Source organism: Cellulophaga sp. 3_MG-2023, assembly GCF_030546975.1.
GTDB lineage: Bacteria > Bacteroidota > Bacteroidia > Flavobacteriales > Flavobacteriaceae > Cellulophaga.
Window position 1 is genome coordinate 390,701 of sequence record NZ_JAUOPS010000002.1, and the last position, 20,940, is coordinate 411,640.

Sequence of the window (20,940 nt, forward strand, 5' to 3'; positions counted from 1 at the left end):
TTAATTACTTATTTTTACATAAGACTAAACAATTTCTGTTTACACCAAACAGAAGAAAGATGCTGCTTTAAAATGAAACAATATCACGACTTACTTAAACACGTACAAGAAACAGGAAACCAAAAAGGAGACCGTACCGGTACCGGAACAATAAGTGTTTTTGGTCACCAAATGCGTTTTGACCTTAGCAAAGGTTTTCCTATGGTTACCACAAAAAAATTACATTTAAAATCTATTATATACGAATTACTTTGGTTTTTAAAAGGTGATACAAATATTGCTTATTTACAAGAAAACGGAGTCCGTATTTGGAATGAGTGGGCCGATGAAAATGGAGATTTAGGACCTGTCTACGGACACCAATGGCGTAATTGGAATAGCGAGGATATTGACCAAATTAAAGAGGTAATTGAAACACTAAAAAACAACCCTAACAGCAGAAGAATGATGGTTACCGCTTGGAATCCTAGCGTATTACCAGACACATCTGTTTCTTTCTCAGAAAATGTAGCAAATGGTAAAGCAGCACTTCCTCCTTGTCACGCATTTTTTCAGTTTTACGTTGCAGATGGCAAATTATCTTGCCAGCTGTACCAAAGAAGCGCAGATATCTTTTTAGGTGTACCATTTAACATTGCTTCTTATGCCTTGTTTACTATGATGATGGCACAAGTTTGTGGTTATGAAGCAGGAGACTTTATTCACACTTTTGGTGATGCTCACATTTACAATAACCACCTAGAACAAGTAGAACTACAACTAAGCAGAGAACCTAGAGCTTTACCTAAAATGATATTAAACCCAGAAGTAAAAAATATTTTTGATTTTACTTTTGAAGACTTCACTTTAGAAGGTTATGATCCACACCCACACATTAAAGGAAAAGTAGCCATATAAACATATAAAATATTAATTGTGCAAAAAATAATTGCTATTGCAGCTGCTGCAGAAAATAATGCTTTAGGAAAAGACAATAACTTACTTTGGCATTTGCCAGATGACTTTAAACGCTTTAAAAAACTTACCACCGGCAACCCAATAGTAATGGGTAGAAAAACTTTTGAAAGCTTTCCTAAGCCTTTACCCAACAGAAAGCATATTGTAATCACCAGAGATAAAAACTACACTATAGAGCATAGCAATTGCGTTGTTGTACACTCACTACAAGACGCCCTAGACATTACAAAAGACAATGAATTAGTTTATATAATTGGGGGCGGAGAAATATACAAATTAGCATTAGAAAACACACACCAAATAGAACTAACAAGAGTACACGCTACTTTTGATGCTGACACTTTTTTTCCTGAACTAAATGATGACAACTGGGAAGTAGTTTTTGAAGAATACCATCCAAAAGATGACAAACACAAAATAGACTTCACTTACATAACATATGTGCGCAAATGCTAAATAATTTTAAAAATCTAGATAATTAACAGCTATAGAAGCATCTACATTTTTTAGAAAAGATTTTAAAATAGACACATCTGCATTAGTAAAAAACTTATGGAAAGAAGAAACATTATCTCTGTTTAATAAATTTTCTTTTTCTAAAATAACCTTAGTCTGTTTAGCAACCGCCTCACCAGAATCTATAATATTTACGTGCTGAGGCAACAACTCTTTAAGCACAGGAATTAAGTATGGATAATGAGTACAACCCAAAACAAGATAATCTATATTTTTAGCTAACATAGGAGCTAATAACGCTTTTAAAAGATCTTTACATTCCTTTGATGCTGCCTTACCAGATTCTATTAAAGGAACCAAACCCTTACCTTCCTTTTCAATAATTTTAATGCCCTCTGCGTGGTTTTTAACCGTACTATGGAACAAACTACTAGACAAGGTACCTTTAGTTGCTAAAACACCTACAGTTTTAGAGTTAGATTGCAACACTGCTGGCTTTATAGCTGGCTCTATACCAATAAAAGAAACACCTGTATACGTTTGCCTAAGATAACTAATAGCATTAGTTGTTGCTGTATTGCAAGCAACAACTATTATCTTACAATTATACTCTAACAAAAGCTCTGTATTCTTAATACTAAGCTTTAATATATCCTCTGCAGATTTCTCTCCATAAGGTGCATTAGCACTATCTGCAAGATAAATAGTATTCTCTAAGGGTAATAATTTATGAATTTCTTTCCAGATAGATGTACCACCTACACCAGAATCAAAAACACCAATAGGATTGTTATGCATTGTAACCTATAATTTAAAAGCCTAAATATACTATAAAGTAACAAAAAAGGCCGTGCAAATAGCACAGCCTTTATGAAATAAACTAGTATAGCTTATTAGAATTTTAATTCCTTTTTTACGTCTGCTAAAAGATCTTTTCCTTTAGAAACAAGAAGACCTGCACCTGGACTAGCATCAATTACATAGTCAAAACCTTGAGCAGCTGCTACTTTTTCTATAGCTTTCATTGCAGACTCTTGTATTGGAGCTAACAATTCTTGTTGCTTTTTTTGCAATTCTTGCTGTGCCGCTTGCTGTGCAGTCTGAATTGTTTTTTGGTATGTCATTATTTCTTGCTCTCTTTTTGCATTTTCTTCTGCAGTTTTAGAAGCTGCTTCATTTTGGTACTGCGTAGCTTTATTTCTAGCTTCTGCCATACTTGCCTGTATGTCTGCACCTAAAGTTTCGTTTAACTTCTTTAATTCTGCATCTGCGCTCTTCATTGCAGGCATTTCTTGTAACAACTGCTGTACATTAATATGCGCAACTTTAGACTGTGCGTTTACAAATGCTGTTGTAGCTACAAATAATACTAATGCTACTGCTATCTTCTTTAAATGTTTCATAATAGTAATTGAATGTTAATTTAAGTATTTAGTTAATTTTAGTGTATAGACTCTTTTTTAATTACCGTCCTTTTCTTCTTTGGTTTTCTTTTGTTTAGCTGCCTTTTCTTCTAATAATTTTTTTCTTCTAGCTTCGTAAGCTTTTTTACGCTCTTCACGCAACTTTAACTGCTCAGCTCTTTTTTCCTCTGCACTCTTAGCTCTGGCCGCGTCCGCCTCTTTAGCTTGTTCTTGCCTAACCTTTAAAGCTTCTGTAATAGGCTTGTCTTCTTCTTCGTCTTCAAACCTACTTCTTGCACTCTTTTTAGGAGCACTAATTTTTCTAGTCCTAGAAATAGCTCTAAGTACTAACTCACTAATGTCATTTCTTTTTTCTGCATACAACATTACAACATCTGCAGATTTATCAAAAATAAAATCGTAATTTTTATTCTTACCTATCTTTTGTACCTCATTAAAAACCTGATCTTGTATTGGCTGCACCAGTCTTAACTTTTGCATAACCAAATCTCCTTGAGGACCAAATCTATCTTGTTGGTATTGTAGCATTTCTTTTTCTAACAATGCTATTTCTTCCTCACGTTCTTCTATTAACTCGTTAGTTAATAAAACTTTTTCTGCAAGCAAGGTTTGTCGCATATCAAAGATTTGCTTTTTCTCACCTTCAATCTCTAACTTCCATTTTTCAACTTTACTAGCAAGTTGCGCATTAGCCTCCCTATACTCTTCCACATTCTCTAGAATGTATTCCATATCTACATAGGCAACCCTTACACCTCTCTGGGCAAAAATACTAGTTGACAGTAGCAACGTAGTTAAAATTAAAAGAACTTTTGTTTTCATTTTGTTTATCGTTTTAATACATAGAAAATATCGTGCCAAAAATATTAATCACCTAAATACAAGCTTATTAACATATGGTAAATTAGAAATATTCTTTGTAATTAAAACTGCTGACCAATGATGAAGTGTGTTTGCCATCCACTTGGCTCAGTAGAGGTAGGTAAGTTATCCTTATCAAACCCATAACCAAAGTCAATTCCTAATAGACCAAAAGCTGGCATAAATATGCGCAACCCTACTCCGGCCGATCGTTTAATTTCAAACGGATTAAATTCAGTAAAATTGTTGAAAGAGTTACCTCCTTCTAAAAATCCTAGTGCATATATAGATGCTGATGGTTTTAAAGTGATAGGATACCTAAGTTCCATAGAGAATTTATTATAAACCACACCACCTTCTTGCTCATTAGTACTTGCTACTACTGGCGTTAAAGATTGGTTTTCATACCCTCTTAATTGTACAGTTTCTCTACCATCTAAAGTAAAGTTTCCTAAACCATCACCACCAACAAAATAACGCTCAAAAGGCACATTACCTATATCATTGTTATAATTACCTAAGAAACCAAACTCTGCGTTAGAACGTAAAACTAAATCACCAGTAAGCGTTGTGTACCAATCTCCTTTAAAACTAGCTTTATAAAATTCTAACCATTTAAATCTGTCTTCTTCTATTTTTTCTAAACGAGTTTGCTGAAAAGGACTTAAACTACCAGTAGTATTTCTTACCTCCTGTAATTCATCACTCTCCTCTTTTAAACCTTTATAATCTTTATCAGAAAATAATGAGTAAGGTGGTGTTGCTTTAAGTTTAAATTGAAAACTAGATCCTCCACGAGGAAATATTTTACCACCTGCTAAAGATTCTCTAGACAATCCAAATGTATAAGAAAGTGAATTTGCAGAACCATTACCAAAATTAAACAAACCTATGTTGTAATCTTGAAAATCATATAGTTGATATGCTAATGAATGAGAAGCTACAAAATAATCATCAGGCCATTTTAATCTTTTTGCCAAACCTACAGAAATACTAGAAATTGAAAACTGTCTACTTTTATCAATCTCGTTAGAAGTATAATCGTATGCAAACTGCTGTGTTCTAGATAAAGAAGTATTAAATTGTACTGGTTTTTTACCTCCTAGCCATGGCTCAGAAAAATTAAGACTATAAACTCTATACGTTCTACTTGCCTGTAATCTAATAGCAAATGTTTGTCCGTCTCCCATAGGAACAGGCGTATAAGCTTCTTTTTTAAATATATTTTTTAATGAGAAGTTATTAAAAGACAACCCTAAAGTACCTATAAAGCCACCACCGCCGTAGCCACCTTGTAATTCTATTTGACTAGAACCAGCCTCTAATACACTATAATTAATGTCTACAGTACCTGCATCAGGATTTGGATTAAGTACATCTGGCTTAATACTTTCTGCATCAAAATAACCTAAAGCACCTAATTCTCTTATACTCCTAATAATATTGGCTTTGTTATATTTTTGACCAGGACGTGTTCTTAACTCTCTAAAAATTACGTGGTCGTTTGTTTTATCATTACCAGTAACTGTAACGTGATCAAGAAACGTTTCTTTACCCTCTATAATTCTAATTTCAAAATTAATGGTATCATTCTCTGCAGAAACTTCTACTGGTGTTATTCTAGAAAACATATAACCATTATTCTGATACAAACTACTTAAATCGTCTGGATCTGGCTTTGTGTTATCTTCAATTCTTTTTTTAAGCAATACACCATTATATGTATTCCCTTTTTTAATACCCAAAGCTCTTGTTAAAAATGCATCTGGATATACGGTATTACCAACAAAATCTATATCTCCAAAGTAATACTTATTACCTTCTTCTACTTTAATATTGATTTTAATATTATTATCATCAACATCTGTAATAGTATCAGAAACTACTCTTGCATCTCTATAACCGCTTTCTGCATATTTCTCTACAAGAGAAGTTAAGTCGTTCTTGTAATCTTCTTCTATGTATTTAGATTTTTTCCAAAAACGGTAAAACTTTTTCTTTTTAGTTTTCTTTAGTGCTTTACGTAGTTTTTTTGCTGCCAACTGATCGTTACCATCAAAAGTAATATCACTAATTTTTACCTTTTCTCCTTTTTTGATATTAATTACCATTTTCTGAGCATTGGTTTCTGATGTATCTACAGCAGTTACAATATTCACATTAGTATTTAAATACCCTTGTTTTTTGTACTTATTTTTTAGGTAATTCTCTGTATTATTAATAAGACTCTGAGTAATTTTTTTACCCTTTTTAAGATCTGTATCATCAATAATATCTGCTACTTTACGTTTTTTAACTCCGTACACAGTAACATCTGTAAGCGTAGGGCGCTCTACAATATTAAGTTCTAAAAAAACTTTTTCTCCCTTTATATCAGTAATATAAAAATTAATATCACTAAAAAGCTCTAAACCCCATAGCTTATTAATTACCGCACTAATTTCTTCTCCAGGAAGCGTAATTGGTTGTCCAACCCTAAGACCGGTAAAAGTGACTACAGTCTGCTCGTTATAGCTTTTTACGCCTGTAATTTCTAAACCACCTAAAATATACTTTTTACCATCTTCATAAGATGTTTCTTGCGCAAAAGCGACTAAGTTTGTAAAAAGGAAAAGGATGGTAATAATTGAACCAAAAGTAATGGTTCTTTTGGTTGTGTTAGTTGAGTTGTTCGCTAGTTTTTCCAAATCTTCGTTCTCTGTTCTGATAATTTTTAATTGCGTCTACTAAATGATGTTCTTTAAAGTCTGGCCAAAGTACATCTGTAAAGTACAGCTCTGCATACGCTATTTGCCAAAGTAAAAAATTACTTATACGGTGTTCACCGCTGGTTCTAATAAGTAAATCTACGTCTGGTAAATTTTGCGTGTAAAGATGGTTATTAATAATGATTTCATCAATATTTTCGGGAGAAATTATATTATTTTTAACTTTGATACTAATTTCCTGAACAGCTGTTCTAATCTCATCCCTAGAACCATAACTTAATGCCAATGTTAGCGTCATACCAGTATTTGCCGAGGTTTTAGCTATAACATTCTTAAGTTCTTCACCTGCTTTTTTAGGTAACAAATCTAAGTTACCTATTGCATTAAGTTTTATGTTGTTTTTGTTAAGAGTTTTAACTTCTTTCTTTAATGAAGACACCAAAATACGCATTAACGTATCTACTTCTAGCTTTGGTCTATTCCAATTTTCTGTAGAAAAAGTGTATAAAGTTAAGTAACCAACTCCTATTTTTGCGCAATTCTCTACTACTCTACGCACTGTTTTAACACCATTCTCATGGCCAAAAATACGTAGTTTTCCTTTTTGTTTAGCCCATCTACCATTACCATCCATAATAATGGCTAAATGGTCTGGTATGTTTTCTTTATTTAAATCTTCTATAGTATCCATAAGTATAATTTACTCAAAACAATCTGAGCACGGTTTTCTACCAAAGGTGTAAGTTAGTGTAAAACCTGAAAAAACATACCAATCATCACTAAAAATATTTCCAAACTTAGGATCTATTAAGGTAGATACGTTAGCTTTTTCCGGATTACTAGCGTCTAAATTGTCTGTAAACGTGTATCTAGCACCAATTTCTGCGCCTAAGATAAAAAATTGATTTAATCTATACTTTAATCCAACTGTCATTGGAATAGCAAAATCGCCTTCTCGCTGATCTAAATCTTGCAAAAAGCCTACTTCAAAGTAATTATAATCGTACCTAAAATAGGTAACGCCTGTATATAAATAAGGAGTAAAAGCTGGCCCTAACTTGTGCAGATTGTATTCTACAAAATTAACCTCTAAGCCAGCAGAAAATTCTGTTACAGTATTCTCCATTTTTAGCTGTCTTTTTTGCCTGTAAGCTAAGCCCGACTTTAAATCATCTGCAACAAATTTACCGTGTAGTATACTTGCGCGCCACGCATAGCGTTTACTTTTGTTCCACTTAAAAATACCTCCATAAGCAAAGCCACTTGGACTAATATAGTTTGTTTTACCAACATCACCTATATTATTTAACCCTCCAGCAAGTACACCTACCTCATAGGTTTGCGCACTAACGACTCCAAAAAAGGAAAATAATAGAATTGCAATAAATATTCTCATAACTCATATAAAGTTTGCAAATGTAACACTATAGGATTTTAGTAGCATCCTATTATTACACCTCTGTTCTCTCTCTTGAATAACAGTTTTATACCCTATTTATTGTTTTAAAAAACAATTAATTACGTTTATCTTCTCCCCACAAAAGTTTATTGCGTAAAGTTTTTAGAAAGCTTTCAGAAGTATATTCAATCATTTTAACTGTAAAATCGGCTTTTTTAACCGTTATTTCTGTACCATTTTCCAAAGTAACAATTCTGGAATCTAAAGAAAGTAAATGATTTTTTTCTCTACCCGAAACTTTTAATTTAACCACTGTATTATCTGAGATAACTAAAGGTCTCGCATTTAAATTATGTGGTGCAATTGGTGTTATAACCAAAGATTTTGCCGTTGGTGTAATTACCGGCCCACCGCAACTTAAAGAGTACCCTGTAGAACCTGTTGGTGTAGAAACTATGAGTCCGTCTGCCCAATAAGAGTTTAAATATTCATCATTTAAAAAAGTGTCTACTGTAATCATAGACGTAGTATCTTTTCTACTTACAGTAACTTCATTTAAAGCAAAGTTTATAGTCCCAAATTCTGGTATATCTACATTTGAGCTTACTGCTACCAAGCTCCTATCTACAACAGTGTAATCTTTTGCAACAAACTCTTGCACTACCTTTTTAACGTCTTCTTTTTTAAAAGTTGACAAAAACCCAAGACGACCTGTATTTACACCTACAATTGGTATCCCTAAATCTTTAACAAAAGTTATAGCGCGTAATATTGTACCATCACCACCAAAACTTACAAACATATCAAAAGTAGCATCTAAACCGCTATCTTCTGTAAAAATTGAAAAAGGCTCAATTTTTTTTGACGTTGTAATAAAATTATAAAAATCTTCTTCAAAACTAATAGCTGCATTATGTAGTTTTAACTCACTTAAAAGTTCTACTACATAGTCTACAGTATCGTCGTTATAAGTTTGTCCGTAAATGGCAACTTTCATACAGTTATACGTTTAAGTATTTATCTAAATAATTAGAGCGCTCTTTTAAATCTTCAAGAAAAAGATCATCATCATTACCATATAAAATACTGTAATTATAACGCCTAAAAGACTGTGTAATTTCATTTAAATTTGCAGAAGTTATTTTTAATGTAACCTGCGCTACATCATTCTCTATTTCTGTAATAAAAGCCCCGTATAACTTAGCATTATTACTTTCTACAATTTGTGCTATTTCACTAAAAGAATAATCAGATATTCCTTTTGCAACAACTAAAATACCTCCTGGCTCTGTAAAAAACGGTGTACCTATAAATAAAGCCACAATATCTGTTAAGTCATAATAACCAACAAAAGCTTCATCTTTATCTAACACAGGTAAAATATTAGCGTCATTTTTAGAAAAGACCTCCAAAACATCCAACCATGAAGTATCAGAGTCAACACAAAAAGTTTCTAGATTGTATTTATAATCTTCAATTTTTTTCCCTTTTTCAAAAGTTTTAAAATCGTTTTCAGCAATCATCCCTACTAACTTGCTTTTATCTACAACAGCAACATGTGAAAAAGTAGTTGTTTTAAAAAAACGAATTACTTCTTCCATACTGTCATTTATAGAAAACGTAGGAATTGTTGATAATATATTAGACTGTATCTGCATAGCTTAAATATTATTGCAAATTAATAATAATTTTTTCGACCAAGGTCATAAACACCAAGGCTTTTAATAAAAATAAAAAACCTTTACTAACTAACAACAAAAGCTATGCCTTATTTGTATTTTTGCAATAGCAAAAGAAAATTAAAATGACAAAATTAAGTGTTAACGTTAATAAAATTGCCACACTAAGAAACTCTAGAGGCGGCGATGTACCTAATTTATGTAAAGTTGCAACAGATATAGAGTCTTTTGGCGCAGAAGGTATAACTATTCACCCAAGGCCAGATGAACGACATATTAGATACCAAGATGCGCGAGATTTAAAAAAAATTGTAACTACAGAATACAATATAGAAGGTAACCCTATTAAAAAATTTATAGACTTAGTTTTAGAAACACAACCTACACAGGTTACCTTAGTGCCAGATGCTATAGACGCCATTACATCTAATGCTGGCTGGGACACCATAAAAAACAAAGATTTTTTAAAAGAGGTTATTACCACATTTAAAGCTAACAGCATTAGAACTTCTATTTTTGTTAATGCCGATTTAAAAATGATTGAAGGAGCTGCAGAAACAGGAACAGACCGCATAGAGTTATACACAGAAAGTTTTGCTGATGCATACGCAAAAGGAGACAAAAATGGTGTACAGCCTTTTACTGATGCTGCAATTTTGGCACACAAATTAGGCTTAGACATAAATGCAGGCCACGACCTTAGCTTAGATAACGTTGCTTATTTTAAAGAGAAAGTTCCTAACCTATTAGAAGTATCTATTGGACACGCTTTAATTAGCGAATCTCTTTATTTAGGATTAGAAAATGTTGTAAATATGTACTTAAACAAATTAAAATAATGCCACAGTTACATTCTAAAATACTTGGAGAAGGACAACCTTTGTTAATCTTACACGGATTTTTAGGAATGTCTGACAATTGGAAAACCCTAGGCAATAAATACGCAGAAGAAGGCCTACAAGTACACTTAATAGATCAGCGCAATCACGGTAAAAGTTTTCATTCTACCGAGTTTAATTATGACATTCTTGCCAATGACATTGAAGAATATATTAATGAGCACAATTTAAAAGACTGTATAGTTTTAGGACACTCTATGGGGGGTAAAACCGCAATGCAATTAGCTTGCAGTTACCCAGACTTGGTTAGTAAACTATTAATTGCAGACATTGCTCCTAAATTTTACCCACCACACCACCATGAAATAATTAATGGTTTAAAAGCATTAGACCTTAATATAATTAACTCCAGAACACAAGCTAGCGAAGAGTTAGCCAAACACATTTCTAACGCAGGTGTGCGTCAGTTTTTACTAAAAAACCTGTACTGGGTAGAAAAAGGGAAACTTGGATTTAGATTTAATTTAGACGTTTTAGCAGAACGTATGGAGCAAATTGGAGAAAACATAGGTGCATCTGCTACATACAACAGACCAACCTTATTTTTAAGAGGAGACAAGTCTGAGTATATTTCACCTATGGATACAGATATTATAAAAACTCATTTTCCTAACGCAGACATACAAACCATAACAAACGCAGGTCACTGGTTACACGCAGAAAACCCTAAGGAATTCTTAGAAAAATCGCTTATCTTTATAAAAAGTTAACCCATTAAATACACAAGCTATGAAAACCATTCTACGTATATTATTAAGTGCCATTGCCGTTGTTGTATTATCTAAAGTTTTGCCAGGTATTGGTGTAGACAGCTATACTACCGCAATTATTGTTGCAGTTGTATTAAGTTTATTAAACTTTTTTATTAAGCCATTACTTGTGATACTTACATTACCAGTAACCATTGTAACTCTAGGGCTATTTTTACTTGTAATAAACGCATGCATTATAAAATTAGCAGGCTATTTTGTTTCAGGATTTACTGTAGATAGTTGGCTGTGGGCCATAGTATTTAGCTTATTATTATCGCTATTACAATCTATATTATTTTCTGTCTTAAAAACCGATAAGGAAAAATAACATACCCTTTTGTATTACAACAATTTAAAAACTTGTAGACCTAATTAAAATGTACTATTTTTGCAGCCCATTTTATTTAAGTAAAATCAGATTCAAAAATGAATATTACAAAAGAGCAGATTGATGCATTGAATGCAGTTGTAAAAGTTGCTATCACTAAAGAGGATTACCAAGATAAGGTAAAAGCAATTCTTGATGATTATAGAAAGCAAGCAAACATACCAGGTTTTAGAAAAGGACATGTACCAATGGGCCTTATTAAAAAACAATATGGTAAGGCTGTTTTAGTAGACGAAGTAAATAAACTTATACAAGACAACCTAAATAAATACCTAACTGAAGAAAAGTTAGATGTTCTTGGTAACCCTTTACCAAAACAACAAGACGACTTTAACTGGGATGCAGAAAATCTAGATTTTGAATTTGAATTAGGTTTAGCTCCAGAATTTGAAGCTCCAATTAAGACAAAAAAAGCAATTACACAGTACAAAATAGTTGCAGATAAAAAAATGATAGATGAGCAAGTAGAGCGTATTGGAAAACAATACGGCAAACTTATCTCTAAAACTGAAGTATCTAAAAAAGACGAGGTAACTGGTACTTTTACTAACGAAGAAGAAGAAATAAGCAATAAAACTACTATAGAACTAAGCACTATAAAAGCTAAAAAAGCTACTGATGCTTTAGTTGGAAAAAAAGTTGGTGATGTTGTTACATTAAAAACTAAAGGTCTTTTTAAAGAAGATTACCAATTATCTAGCGCATTAGGTTTAGCAGCAGACAAATCTGCAGATTTAAACACAGAAGTTACTTTTACTATTGAAGAAATTAACGAGCGTGAGCCTGCTGAAATGAACCAAGAGTTGTTTGATAAGTTATTTGGCGAAGAAAAAATTTCTTCTGAAAAAGAACTTAGAGACAAAATTAAAGAAGATACAGAAAAGCAATTTGAGCAGCAAGCTGATCAAAAATTGTTAAATGACATTACTGAAAACTTTATTGAAAATGTAAAGTTTGATTTACCTACTGAATTCTTGAAAAAATGGATTCAAATGACAGGTGAAAAACCGTTAACAGAAGAAGAGGCAGCAGCTGAATTTGAAAAATCTGAAAAAGGTTTACGTTACCAGTTAATTGAAGGTAAAATTATTCAAGAGAACAAGCTTCAAGTAGAGTTTGATGAATTAAAGGAATTTGCTAAAGGTTTCATTAAATCTCAAATGGCACAGTACGGACAATTAAACCCTGCTGAAGAGGAATTAGACAATATCGCTGGTAGAATCATGTCTAACCAAGATGAAGTAAAAAGATTGTCTGAGCAGTTAATGAGCCAAAAACTATTAACGCTTTACAAAGAAAAAGCTAACCTTAAGACTAAGGAGCTTTCTTATGATGATTTTATTAAAGAAGTTTACGGAAAAGAGTAAATTTTATCATATGCACTGTTAAAAAAAAGCTAGTGCATATATGTTAAAACAAAAAATTCCGTTAAATTTAGTATCAAACTATAGTGCAAAGCTTCAAAAGCAAATTAGACTATAGGTCGTCACTAAAAAAAATAAGTATATTTACGGTGCCGAAAGTATAAATTTTCGGCACCTTTTTTTATTTAAAATACCAAATACTACATATGGACTACGGAAAAGAATTTAAGAACTACGCCATAAAGGACCAAGGGATAAACAGCATGTACTATGATAAAATCTTAAGTACAATGTACCCAAGCAATATGACGCCTAACATTATCGAAGAAAGACAACTAAATGCTATTGCAATGGATGTTTTCTCTAGATTAATGATGGACAGAATTATATTTTTAGGAACAGGTATTAATGACCAAGTTGCTAATATAGTACAAGCACAATTATTGTTTTTAGAAAGCGCAGATGCATCTAAAGACATTCAAATATATATTAACTCTCCAGGAGGTAGTGTTTACGCTGGTTTAGGCATCTATGACACTATGCAGTTTATTAAACCAGACGTTGCTACAATATGTACTGGTATGGCAGCATCTATGGGTGCAGTTTTACTTTGTGCAGGTGAAAAAGGAAAACGTAGTGGCTTAACACACTCTCGTGTTATGATTCACCAACCATTAGGTGGCGCACAAGGGCAAGCTAGTGACATAGAAATTACAGCAAGAGAGATATTAAAACTTAAAGATGAGTTGTATAACATTATTGCAACACACTCTGGCCAACCTTTTGACAAAGTTAGCGATGACAGTGACAGAGATTACTGGATGAAAGCTGACGAAGCAAAAGCCTATGGTATGATAGACGAAATATTAGTAAGGGACAAGAAATAAAACCGACTAATAAACACCTTACTCCCAAAGAGAAGAAGTAGACTTATGGCAAAGGAAAATTTAGAATGTTCTTTTTGTAAAAGAACCAAAGCAGAAACCAATATATTAATTGCTGGCGAAGGTGCACATATTTGTGACCGTTGTATAGAGCAAGCATATGGTATTGTTATAGAAGACACTAAACAGTCTAAAACAGACAGTTTATCTGCAGAACTGGTTCTAAAAAAACCTATGGATATAAAAGAGTTTTTAGACACTTTTATTATAGGACAAGAACGCACCAAAAAAGTAATGTCTGTTGCAGTATACAACCACTACAAAAGATTATTACAGCCCTCTAGTGCAGATGACGATGTAGAAATACAAAAAAGTAACATTGTAATGGCTGGGCAAACTGGCACCGGAAAAACATTAATGGCTAAAACAATTGCCAAAATGTTAAACGTACCTTTAGCAATTGTAGACGCTACTGTATTAACAGAAGCAGGCTATGTTGGTGAAGATGTAGAGAGTTTACTAACACGTCTTTTGCAAGCTGCTGACTATAATTTAGAAAAAGCAGAACGCGGCATTGTTTTTATAGATGAGATTGATAAAATTGCTCGCAAGAGCGATAACCCTTCTATTACAAGAGACGTTTCTGGAGAAGGAGTACAACAAGGTCTATTAAAACTATTAGAAGGTACGGTTGTTAACGTTCCGCCAAAAGGAGGACGTAAGCACCCAGATCAGAAATTTATTGAAGTAAACACAGAGAATATCTTATTTATTGCTGGTGGTGCTTTTGATGGTATTGAGCGTATTATAACTAAGCGTTTAAATATGCAAGCAGTTGGTTACAGTGCATCTAAACTAGATGAAAACGTAGACAACTCTAACATACTACAATACATTATTCCAAAAGATTTAAAAGAGTTTGGTTTAATACCAGAAATTATTGGTCGTTTACCTGTACTAACACATATGAATCCGTTAGACAAGAAAACACTACGAGCAATACTTACTGAACCTAAAAATGCTATCATAAAGCAATATGAAAAGCTTTTTGCTATGGATAACATTAAGTTTTCTATAACAGATGAAGCTTTAGATTATATAGTCTCTAAAGCAATAGAGTACAAATTAGGAGCAAGAGGTTTACGTTCTTTGTGTGAAGCTATTTTTACAGATGCTATGTTTGAGTTACCTAGTAGCGAAGACAAAGAATTTAAAGTAACACAAGAGTATGCAGAGAACAAACTATCTTACGAGACAGTTAAAAAATTAAAAGCCGTTTCATAACAAAACGGCTTTTACAATCTATATTTAAAAATATCCTAAAGTTTTCTTTAGGATATTTTTTTTGCTAAAACTTTAATTTTAGCTGTTTTCTTTTCTTGTTCTGGCTTCACCATTACTTTTTTTAAAAGATCTAGACATACTTTTTGTATTACCTGAGAGTCAGAATACATTTCATGACCAAAGTTCTCTACAACCTCTAATTCTACACCAATAGTCTCAGACCATTTTGTAGAAGGTCTATACAAGTCTTTACTACCAAAAAGCATTTTTACATCTCCATCTACACGCTCTACCTCTTTACGCACTCTAGTTGCAGACACCGCATATAAAGATTTCATAGGCAAACCTTTTAAGTTTGCTTTCCAAGCAATAGACCCACCCATACTAAAAGCTAAGTAATGAGCTGGTTTTGTTTCTTTTTTTAATAAATGAGATACCGCTGTATCTATACCACCTTCTACAAAGGCAGTATGAATATTTTTTTCGGTTTGCTTTAGCAAATCTACATTTGCCAACTGCTGAATATCATAATACTCAATCTCATAATACTGCTGTAGGTATGCCAAGTATGAGGTAATCCACATTCCCTTTTTAGGACCCCACATATCTGACAAAACAACTAGTCTTTCTGAATTCATATTTTATAGTTTTATATACTGGTTAGGTTTATATATGCAATATGAAGCATAACTAGTAAATAAACCAATTTATTTGTTCATTAGAAGCAATTCATCGATATAGTCCCTTTTATTAGACAATCTTGGTATCTTATGTTGCCCTCCCAATTTACTTCTATCTTTTAACCAATCATAAAAAAGATTCTCCCTGGAAATGTGCACTTTAGGCATATTTAAGGTTATATTATTATAACGTTTAGCTTCATAATCTGAGTTTAAAGATTTTAAAGCATTATCTAACAACTCTGTAAAATGATTAATATCCGCAGGTTCTTTTCTAAACTCTATAATCCACTCGTGTGCTCCTTTTTCCCTACCTACCATAAAAACAGGTGCAACAGTATAATCTTTTATTTGTGCAGCAGTTTTTTTGCATACCTTTTTTAATGCCTCTTCTGCATTTTCAATAATTAACTCCTCCCCAAAAACATTTATATGGTGCTTGGTACGGCCTGTAATTTTTATTCTATACGGACTAACCGATGTAAACCTTACTGTGTCTCCTATTTTATAACGCCACAAACCTGCATTAGTAGTAATTACAATAGCATAGTTTTTATGTAATTCCACATCCCAAAGTGCTATTACTTTTTGATCTTCAGCCCCATATGCATCCATCGGAATAAATTCATAAAAAATACCATAATCTAACATCAACAATAAATCATCTGCATTGTTTCTATCCTGTATAGCAAAGAACCCTTCAGATGCATTATAAATTTCATAATAGTTAAACTGTTTACGCGGCAATAAGGCTTTGTATTGATCTTTATAAGGGCTAAAACTTACACCTCCGTGAAAATAAACCTCAAGATTTTCCCAAACCTCAAACAAATGACTTTTACCTGTTTGCTCTAACATATTGTTAAGCAACACCAACATCCAAGATGGCACACCCGCTAAACTTGTAACATTTTCTAGTTTACTTTCGTTAATAATTGCATCTAACTTCGTTTCCCATTCGCTCATTAAAGACACTTTATTACTTGGCGTACTACTCATTTCTGCCCAAAAAGGCATATTATCAATTAGTATAGCAGATAAATCTCCAAAAAAGCTCCCATTATCCTCGTATAAATCTTTACTACCACCTAAACGCAAACTCTTGCCTGTAAACAATTGTGAGTTTTCGTTATTATTAAGGTACAAGCACAATAAATCTTTACCAGATTTAAAATGACAATCTTCTAAAGCCTCAGAACTAACTGGTATAAACTTACTTTTAGCATTAGTTGTTCCGCTACTTTTAGCAAACCACTTTATACTTGTAGGCCAAAAAATGTTTTGTTCCCCCCTTCTAGTTCGCTCTACAAAAGGCTCTACTTCCTCATAAGAAACAATTGGCACACGAGCAGCAAATTCTTTGTAATTTGTGATAGACGCAAAGTCGTACTGCCTACCAACCTCAGTATCTTTAGCAATACTAAGCAACTTAAACATTACTTCTTCCTGAACCTCAGCTGGGTATTTTAAAAAAAGTTCTATTTGGTGATACCGCTTTTTTAGCAACCAAGAAGCAATAGAATTAACAAAAGGTATTGACATTTTTAGGTATCTTTATCCTGAAAATTTTCAGTAGTTATTTTGATAAAAATAGCCCATACAACTTTAATATTCAAATACATTTTATGCAGTACCAAGGTGTTTTACAAAAAATGCAAACCGAGAACGGAAACCCTATACAATATTATTTAGTTTTTGAGAATGATTTTTTAAATGTTAATCAGATTTTAAACAAATCTGTAGAAATTTCATTTATAAAACACCAATGCCTTAATTGCAAGTTAGACAAGCCCATATACAGACAAGGTTTTTGCAAATCGTGTTTTTTTGAGATTCCAACCGCAGGAGATTGGATTATGAGACCAGAGTTAAGTACAGCACATTTAGACCAAGAAGATCGAGATTTAGCTTACGAAAAAAAAGTTCAACTACAGCCACATATTGTTTACCTAGCAAACTCTAGCAACGTAAAAGTTGGTGTTACACGCAAAACACAAGTACCAACAAGGTGGATAGACCAAGGAGCACACGAAGCCATAGAGATAGTAGAAGTACCAAACCGTTACTTAGCAGGCATTACAGAAGTTGCTTTAAAAGACCATATAGGCGATAAAACCAACTGGAGAAAAATGCTTACCAATACTGTAGATGACGAAAACTTAATTGAGTGGCGCAACAAACTAAAACAATATATACCTGAGGAAGCTGCACAGTATTTTATTGAAGATAATAAAGAAACTCATTTAGAGTTTCCGGTAATGCAATATCCAGAAAAAGTAAAAAGTCTTAATCTGGATAAAACACCTAATTACAAAGGCACACTAAAAGGCATTAAAGGCCAGTACCTAATTTTTGAAGATAATACCGTTTTTAATATTAGAAGTAACGAAGGCTACTACGTAAGTTTAACTATTGCTTAGTAGTATCTTTTTCTGTCTCTTTTTTCTTTTTACCAAACAAGCCTCCTAAAATTTCCTTTACAGCTTCTTTTTGGGTTTCTTGTTTGGTACTAGTTTCTGCATCTTTTTCTACAGCAGTAGTATCTTTTTTACCTAACAAGCCACCTACAACATCTTTTACAACAGAAGTTTTAGCATCATCTTGGGTTAAAGAATCTGTTTTAGATTTATTTTTATTTAGCAAATCGCTAATAACACTAGTTGCTTTATCTTTCCCTTTTGCTATTAGTTTTTGTTTTTCTATTTCTATTAACTGACTTGTTAAGTTTTTAACACCACTAGTTAAATCTGTTTTAACCTCTGGACTTGTAAAATTACCTCCAATATTAGCCGTTACAGGTATTGTTAAATCCTCTAAGTTTTTATCATCTATTTTAGCTATTAACTTAGTAACATCATTACCCAAATATTTAGCAGGTACTTCTACAGTGGCATTGTAAGCCAACTTACTATCAAATGTATGACTACCAGCAACATTCATTACAATATCTCCATAATTAAGCTTAAATGGCTTAACAGACACCTTACCATTATCAAAAGATAAAGCAGTTTTTAATCCGTTTAAATTTAATTTTTCAGGTTTTAAAAAACTAAGCTTATCACTTAATGCTGTTACAAATTTCTCTTGCTTACCATCTAACTCTGTCTGCATTAACTCCGCCAATACCTTACCAGATATTGTAGTTAAGTCTGGCGTAAAATCATCTTTTAAATTACCCGCTACAGAAATATCAGAATTTAAATTACCTCTAATAATTTTTGCTACAGGCGCTAAAACCTCTAACATCTCTAAACCTTTTAAAGCCTGACTGATATTAAACTGGTTCATTCCTAAATTCATAGCAAAAGTAGCAGCTTCATTTTTAGTAGAAACCTCACCATTAAAAGCCATTTTACCACCAAATAAAGATGTAGTCATATTAGACAATTTTGCTGTTTCATCTTTAATACGCAGTGTACCTTTTACATCTTTAAGCGTTAAATTATCATACAATACCGTATTTGCATTGGCAGTAATTGTTGCATCTAAAAACGATGGTATTTTCAATTTCTCTTCAGTAACAGGTTGCTTCTCTTCTGTTTTTTCAGTTGATGTTTCTGTAGCCTCTTCCTCATCTACCATAAAATCATTTAAAGCAAACGTATTAGAATTTAAAGCAAAATCTCCTTTTACTTTTTCATCCTTAAACATAAAACCTAACAAATTTGTAATTGTACCTTTTGCTGAAAAATCTGTAGTACCAGTTTTTCCTTGGAACTCATTTAACGATACCGTTTTTGGATTAAATGACAAAGATGTTGTTGTAATCTGCACAGGGTTTTTAAGCTCATCAGAATTATACTCAAAATCCTTTAAATCTAACGTACCACTTGTTGTTGTGTTTTGATATTGTTCTTTCTCTATAGATGCCATATCAAAAGCTGTAGTAATATCTGCCTTAAGCATTCCTTTTAAATTTAAATCTGCTGGCGCAGGATACGCCTGTGATATGTTAGCCAAATTCATATTACCATCTAAATGCGCTTTAACCTTAGTGTTACCCATTAGATCTGTAATTTGAGAGTTAAGATTAAACCTATCCTGATCTATTGCAAAAGCTAATTTTTTAATATCTACTGAAGTATCCTCTACCAAACCAGTTGTGTTATCTATAGCCGCATTTATAAAAATACTAGTAACAGACTTAGGTAAATCTGGATATTTAAATGATGCATTATCAGAATTTAACTTTACTGAAAATTTAGGAATATGTGTTTCATCAACAACACCATTAAGTTTACCTTCTACCGTAAATTTCCCTGTAGTTTTTACGTTTTCAATACTTTTAGTATACTCTTCTGGCACTAATGCTAAAAAGTTTTTAAACTCACTAGACAATGTTTTAAAGTTGATGTTTACCTCTTGGTTATCATCATTAACCTTAACAAAACCATCAAAAACTAATGGTAATTGGTTAATTAAAGCTTCGTTCTTTAAAAAAGAATACTTACTCTCTTTTAAATCTACACCAATTAGAGCATCTAAACCTACTTTATTTCTATTAAGATAATTTGTACCACCCATACCAAAAGACACAAGCGCATTTGTTTTAGTATCTAACTCAGACTTCTCTAGAGATAAATCTCCTGTACCAGAATGCTGCAATTCTGTTAGAGCTAAAGCCATACCAGAAGTTTGGTCTACATATACAATACTAGAGTTTGTAATTTTATAAGATTCCATAGCCAATGTAAAGCTACTCCCCTCTTCTTCTACCGTTTCTGGAGTTGCAGCTGCAGACGGATCTTTTTTAGCAATATCGTAATTAGCAATACTATCTTTATTAACCATAATATTTACAGATGCACCATCTACAGCCAAGCTTTTAATACCAATAGCCTCAGACGGATCTTTAAACAACTCTGTAATTGCCAGGTCTAATGAAATTTCTTTAGAAGCAAACAGCGTATCACCCGCAAAAGGTGCCTTATTTGTTAACACTAAATCATTAATAGTAACATTTGCATTAGGAAAGCTAGAAAACAAACTAAGGTCTGCACTAGCAAAATCTAATGTAGCCTCTATATTGTTATTTACTTTATCCTTAATTATTTTTTCAATTTTACCTTGTAAAAAGAAAGGAGCTGCAATAAGCAGAACTACTATTAACAATACTACAATACCTATAATTTTTAATATTTTCTTTTTCATACAGAACTATTTTTTTTCTTTTTTAAAATTGAGCTAAACCAGGTAAACAAATTA

General features: G+C 32.6%; 20 protein-coding genes. 9 read left to right on the top strand and 11 right to left on the bottom strand.

The features are described from left to right. The first annotated feature begins 72 nt into the window (after positions 1 to 72). Positions 73 to 897: a thymidylate synthase gene (locus Q4487_RS06645; protein ID WP_100893811.1), complete on the top strand. Its 825-nt coding sequence runs from the start codon at positions 73 to 75 to the stop codon at positions 895 to 897. Positions 898 to 915: 18 nt separating this feature from the next. Next, positions 916 to 1,413, top strand: a complete 498-nt coding sequence (locus tag Q4487_RS06650; RefSeq protein WP_303540716.1) for a dihydrofolate reductase — start codon at positions 916 to 918, stop codon at positions 1,411 to 1,413. A gap of 6 nt (positions 1,414 to 1,419) precedes the next feature. Here Q4487_RS06650 and murI read toward each other — a convergent pair whose 3' ends face one another. The 8 genes from murI to Q4487_RS06690 form a co-directional block, all read right to left on the bottom strand. Beyond that, positions 1,420 to 2,211, bottom strand: coding sequence for a glutamate racemase (murI, locus tag Q4487_RS06655; RefSeq protein WP_303540714.1), 792 nt, complete (start codon positions 2,209 to 2,211; stop codon positions 1,420 to 1,422). 95 nt (positions 2,212 to 2,306) lie between these two features. Further along, positions 2,307 to 2,816, bottom strand: a complete 510-nt coding sequence (locus tag Q4487_RS06660; RefSeq protein ID WP_100893814.1) for an OmpH family outer membrane protein — start codon at positions 2,814 to 2,816, stop codon at positions 2,307 to 2,309. A 57-nt stretch (positions 2,817 to 2,873) separates the two neighbouring features. Then, a complete protein-coding gene (locus Q4487_RS06665; RefSeq protein ID WP_100893815.1) occupies positions 2,874 to 3,659 on the bottom strand; it encodes an OmpH family outer membrane protein in 786 nt (261 codons plus the stop codon). 101 nt (positions 3,660 to 3,760) lie between these two features. After that, the gene (locus Q4487_RS06670) at positions 3,761 to 6,385 is read right to left on the bottom strand and encodes an outer membrane protein assembly factor (RefSeq protein ID WP_303540711.1); all 2,625 of its coding nucleotides are present in this window, start codon (positions 6,383 to 6,385) and stop codon (positions 3,761 to 3,763) included. Further along, a complete protein-coding gene (locus Q4487_RS06675; protein ID WP_100893817.1) occupies positions 6,357 to 7,097 on the bottom strand; it encodes an isoprenyl transferase in 741 nt (246 codons plus the stop codon). Before Q4487_RS06675 ends, Q4487_RS06670 begins: the two co-directional genes overlap by 29 nt. A gap of 9 nt (positions 7,098 to 7,106) precedes the next feature. Beyond that, the gene (locus tag Q4487_RS06680) at positions 7,107 to 7,802 is read right to left on the bottom strand and encodes a DUF6089 family protein (RefSeq protein WP_100893818.1); all 696 of its coding nucleotides are present in this window, start codon (positions 7,800 to 7,802) and stop codon (positions 7,107 to 7,109) included. 118 nt (positions 7,803 to 7,920) lie between these two features. Beyond that, positions 7,921 to 8,802, bottom strand: a complete 882-nt coding sequence (locus tag Q4487_RS06685) for an NAD kinase (RefSeq protein WP_303540707.1) — start codon at positions 8,800 to 8,802, stop codon at positions 7,921 to 7,923. Between the two features lie 4 nt (positions 8,803 to 8,806). Then, positions 8,807 to 9,463 carry a CBS domain-containing protein gene (locus Q4487_RS06690; RefSeq protein WP_100893820.1) on the bottom strand — a complete coding sequence of 219 codons (657 nt, stop codon included), beginning with the start codon at positions 9,461 to 9,463 and terminating at the stop codon, positions 8,807 to 8,809. A gap of 146 nt (positions 9,464 to 9,609) precedes the next feature. Between Q4487_RS06690 and Q4487_RS06695 the strand changes: the two genes are divergently transcribed. The 6 genes from Q4487_RS06695 to clpX all read left to right on the top strand — a co-directional run bounded on the left by Q4487_RS06695 (position 9,610) and on the right by clpX (position 15,055). Further along, positions 9,610 to 10,323, top strand: coding sequence for a pyridoxine 5'-phosphate synthase (locus Q4487_RS06695; protein ID WP_303540704.1), 714 nt, complete (start codon positions 9,610 to 9,612; stop codon positions 10,321 to 10,323). Beyond that, a complete protein-coding gene (locus Q4487_RS06700) occupies positions 10,323 to 11,093 on the top strand; it encodes an alpha/beta fold hydrolase (protein ID WP_303540702.1) in 771 nt (256 codons plus the stop codon). Before Q4487_RS06695 ends, Q4487_RS06700 begins: the two co-directional genes overlap by 1 nt. Before the next feature lie 19 nt (positions 11,094 to 11,112). Next, positions 11,113 to 11,463 (top strand): phage holin family protein, encoded by a 351-nt coding sequence (locus tag Q4487_RS06705; RefSeq protein WP_303540700.1) that lies wholly within the window; start codon positions 11,113 to 11,115, stop codon positions 11,461 to 11,463. A gap of 98 nt (positions 11,464 to 11,561) precedes the next feature. Then, positions 11,562 to 12,890 carry a trigger factor gene (gene tig, locus Q4487_RS06710; RefSeq protein WP_303540698.1) on the top strand — a complete coding sequence of 443 codons (1,329 nt, stop codon included), beginning with the start codon at positions 11,562 to 11,564 and terminating at the stop codon, positions 12,888 to 12,890. A 203-nt stretch (positions 12,891 to 13,093) separates the two neighbouring features. Further along, positions 13,094 to 13,774: an ATP-dependent Clp endopeptidase proteolytic subunit ClpP gene (gene clpP, locus Q4487_RS06715; RefSeq protein WP_100893825.1), complete on the top strand. Its 681-nt coding sequence runs from the start codon at positions 13,094 to 13,096 to the stop codon at positions 13,772 to 13,774. 45 nt (positions 13,775 to 13,819) lie between these two features. After that, a complete protein-coding gene (gene clpX, locus Q4487_RS06720; protein WP_100893826.1) occupies positions 13,820 to 15,055 on the top strand; it encodes an ATP-dependent Clp protease ATP-binding subunit ClpX in 1,236 nt (411 codons plus the stop codon). A gap of 47 nt (positions 15,056 to 15,102) precedes the next feature. On the opposite strand, the gene Q4487_RS06725 is transcribed toward clpX, so the two are convergent. Then, positions 15,103 to 15,693: a hypothetical protein gene (locus Q4487_RS06725; protein WP_303540694.1), complete on the bottom strand. Its 591-nt coding sequence runs from the start codon at positions 15,691 to 15,693 to the stop codon at positions 15,103 to 15,105. Positions 15,694 to 15,762: 69 nt separating this feature from the next. Continuing rightward, positions 15,763 to 17,277 (bottom strand): GH3 auxin-responsive promoter family protein, encoded by a 1,515-nt coding sequence (locus tag Q4487_RS06730; protein WP_303540691.1) that lies wholly within the window; start codon positions 17,275 to 17,277, stop codon positions 15,763 to 15,765. A gap of 83 nt (positions 17,278 to 17,360) precedes the next feature. On the opposite strand from Q4487_RS06730, the gene Q4487_RS06735 reads away from it, so the two are divergent. Continuing rightward, positions 17,361 to 18,155 carry a DUF2797 domain-containing protein gene (locus Q4487_RS06735; RefSeq protein WP_303540689.1) on the top strand — a complete coding sequence of 265 codons (795 nt, stop codon included), beginning with the start codon at positions 17,361 to 17,363 and terminating at the stop codon, positions 18,153 to 18,155. On the opposite strand, the gene Q4487_RS06740 is transcribed toward Q4487_RS06735, so the two are convergent. Then, positions 18,145 to 20,886 (bottom strand): AsmA-like C-terminal region-containing protein, encoded by a 2,742-nt coding sequence (locus Q4487_RS06740; protein WP_303540687.1) that lies wholly within the window; start codon positions 20,884 to 20,886, stop codon positions 18,145 to 18,147. The genes Q4487_RS06735 and Q4487_RS06740 overlap by 11 nt on opposite strands. Between the last annotated feature and the right edge of the window lie 54 nt (positions 20,887 to 20,940).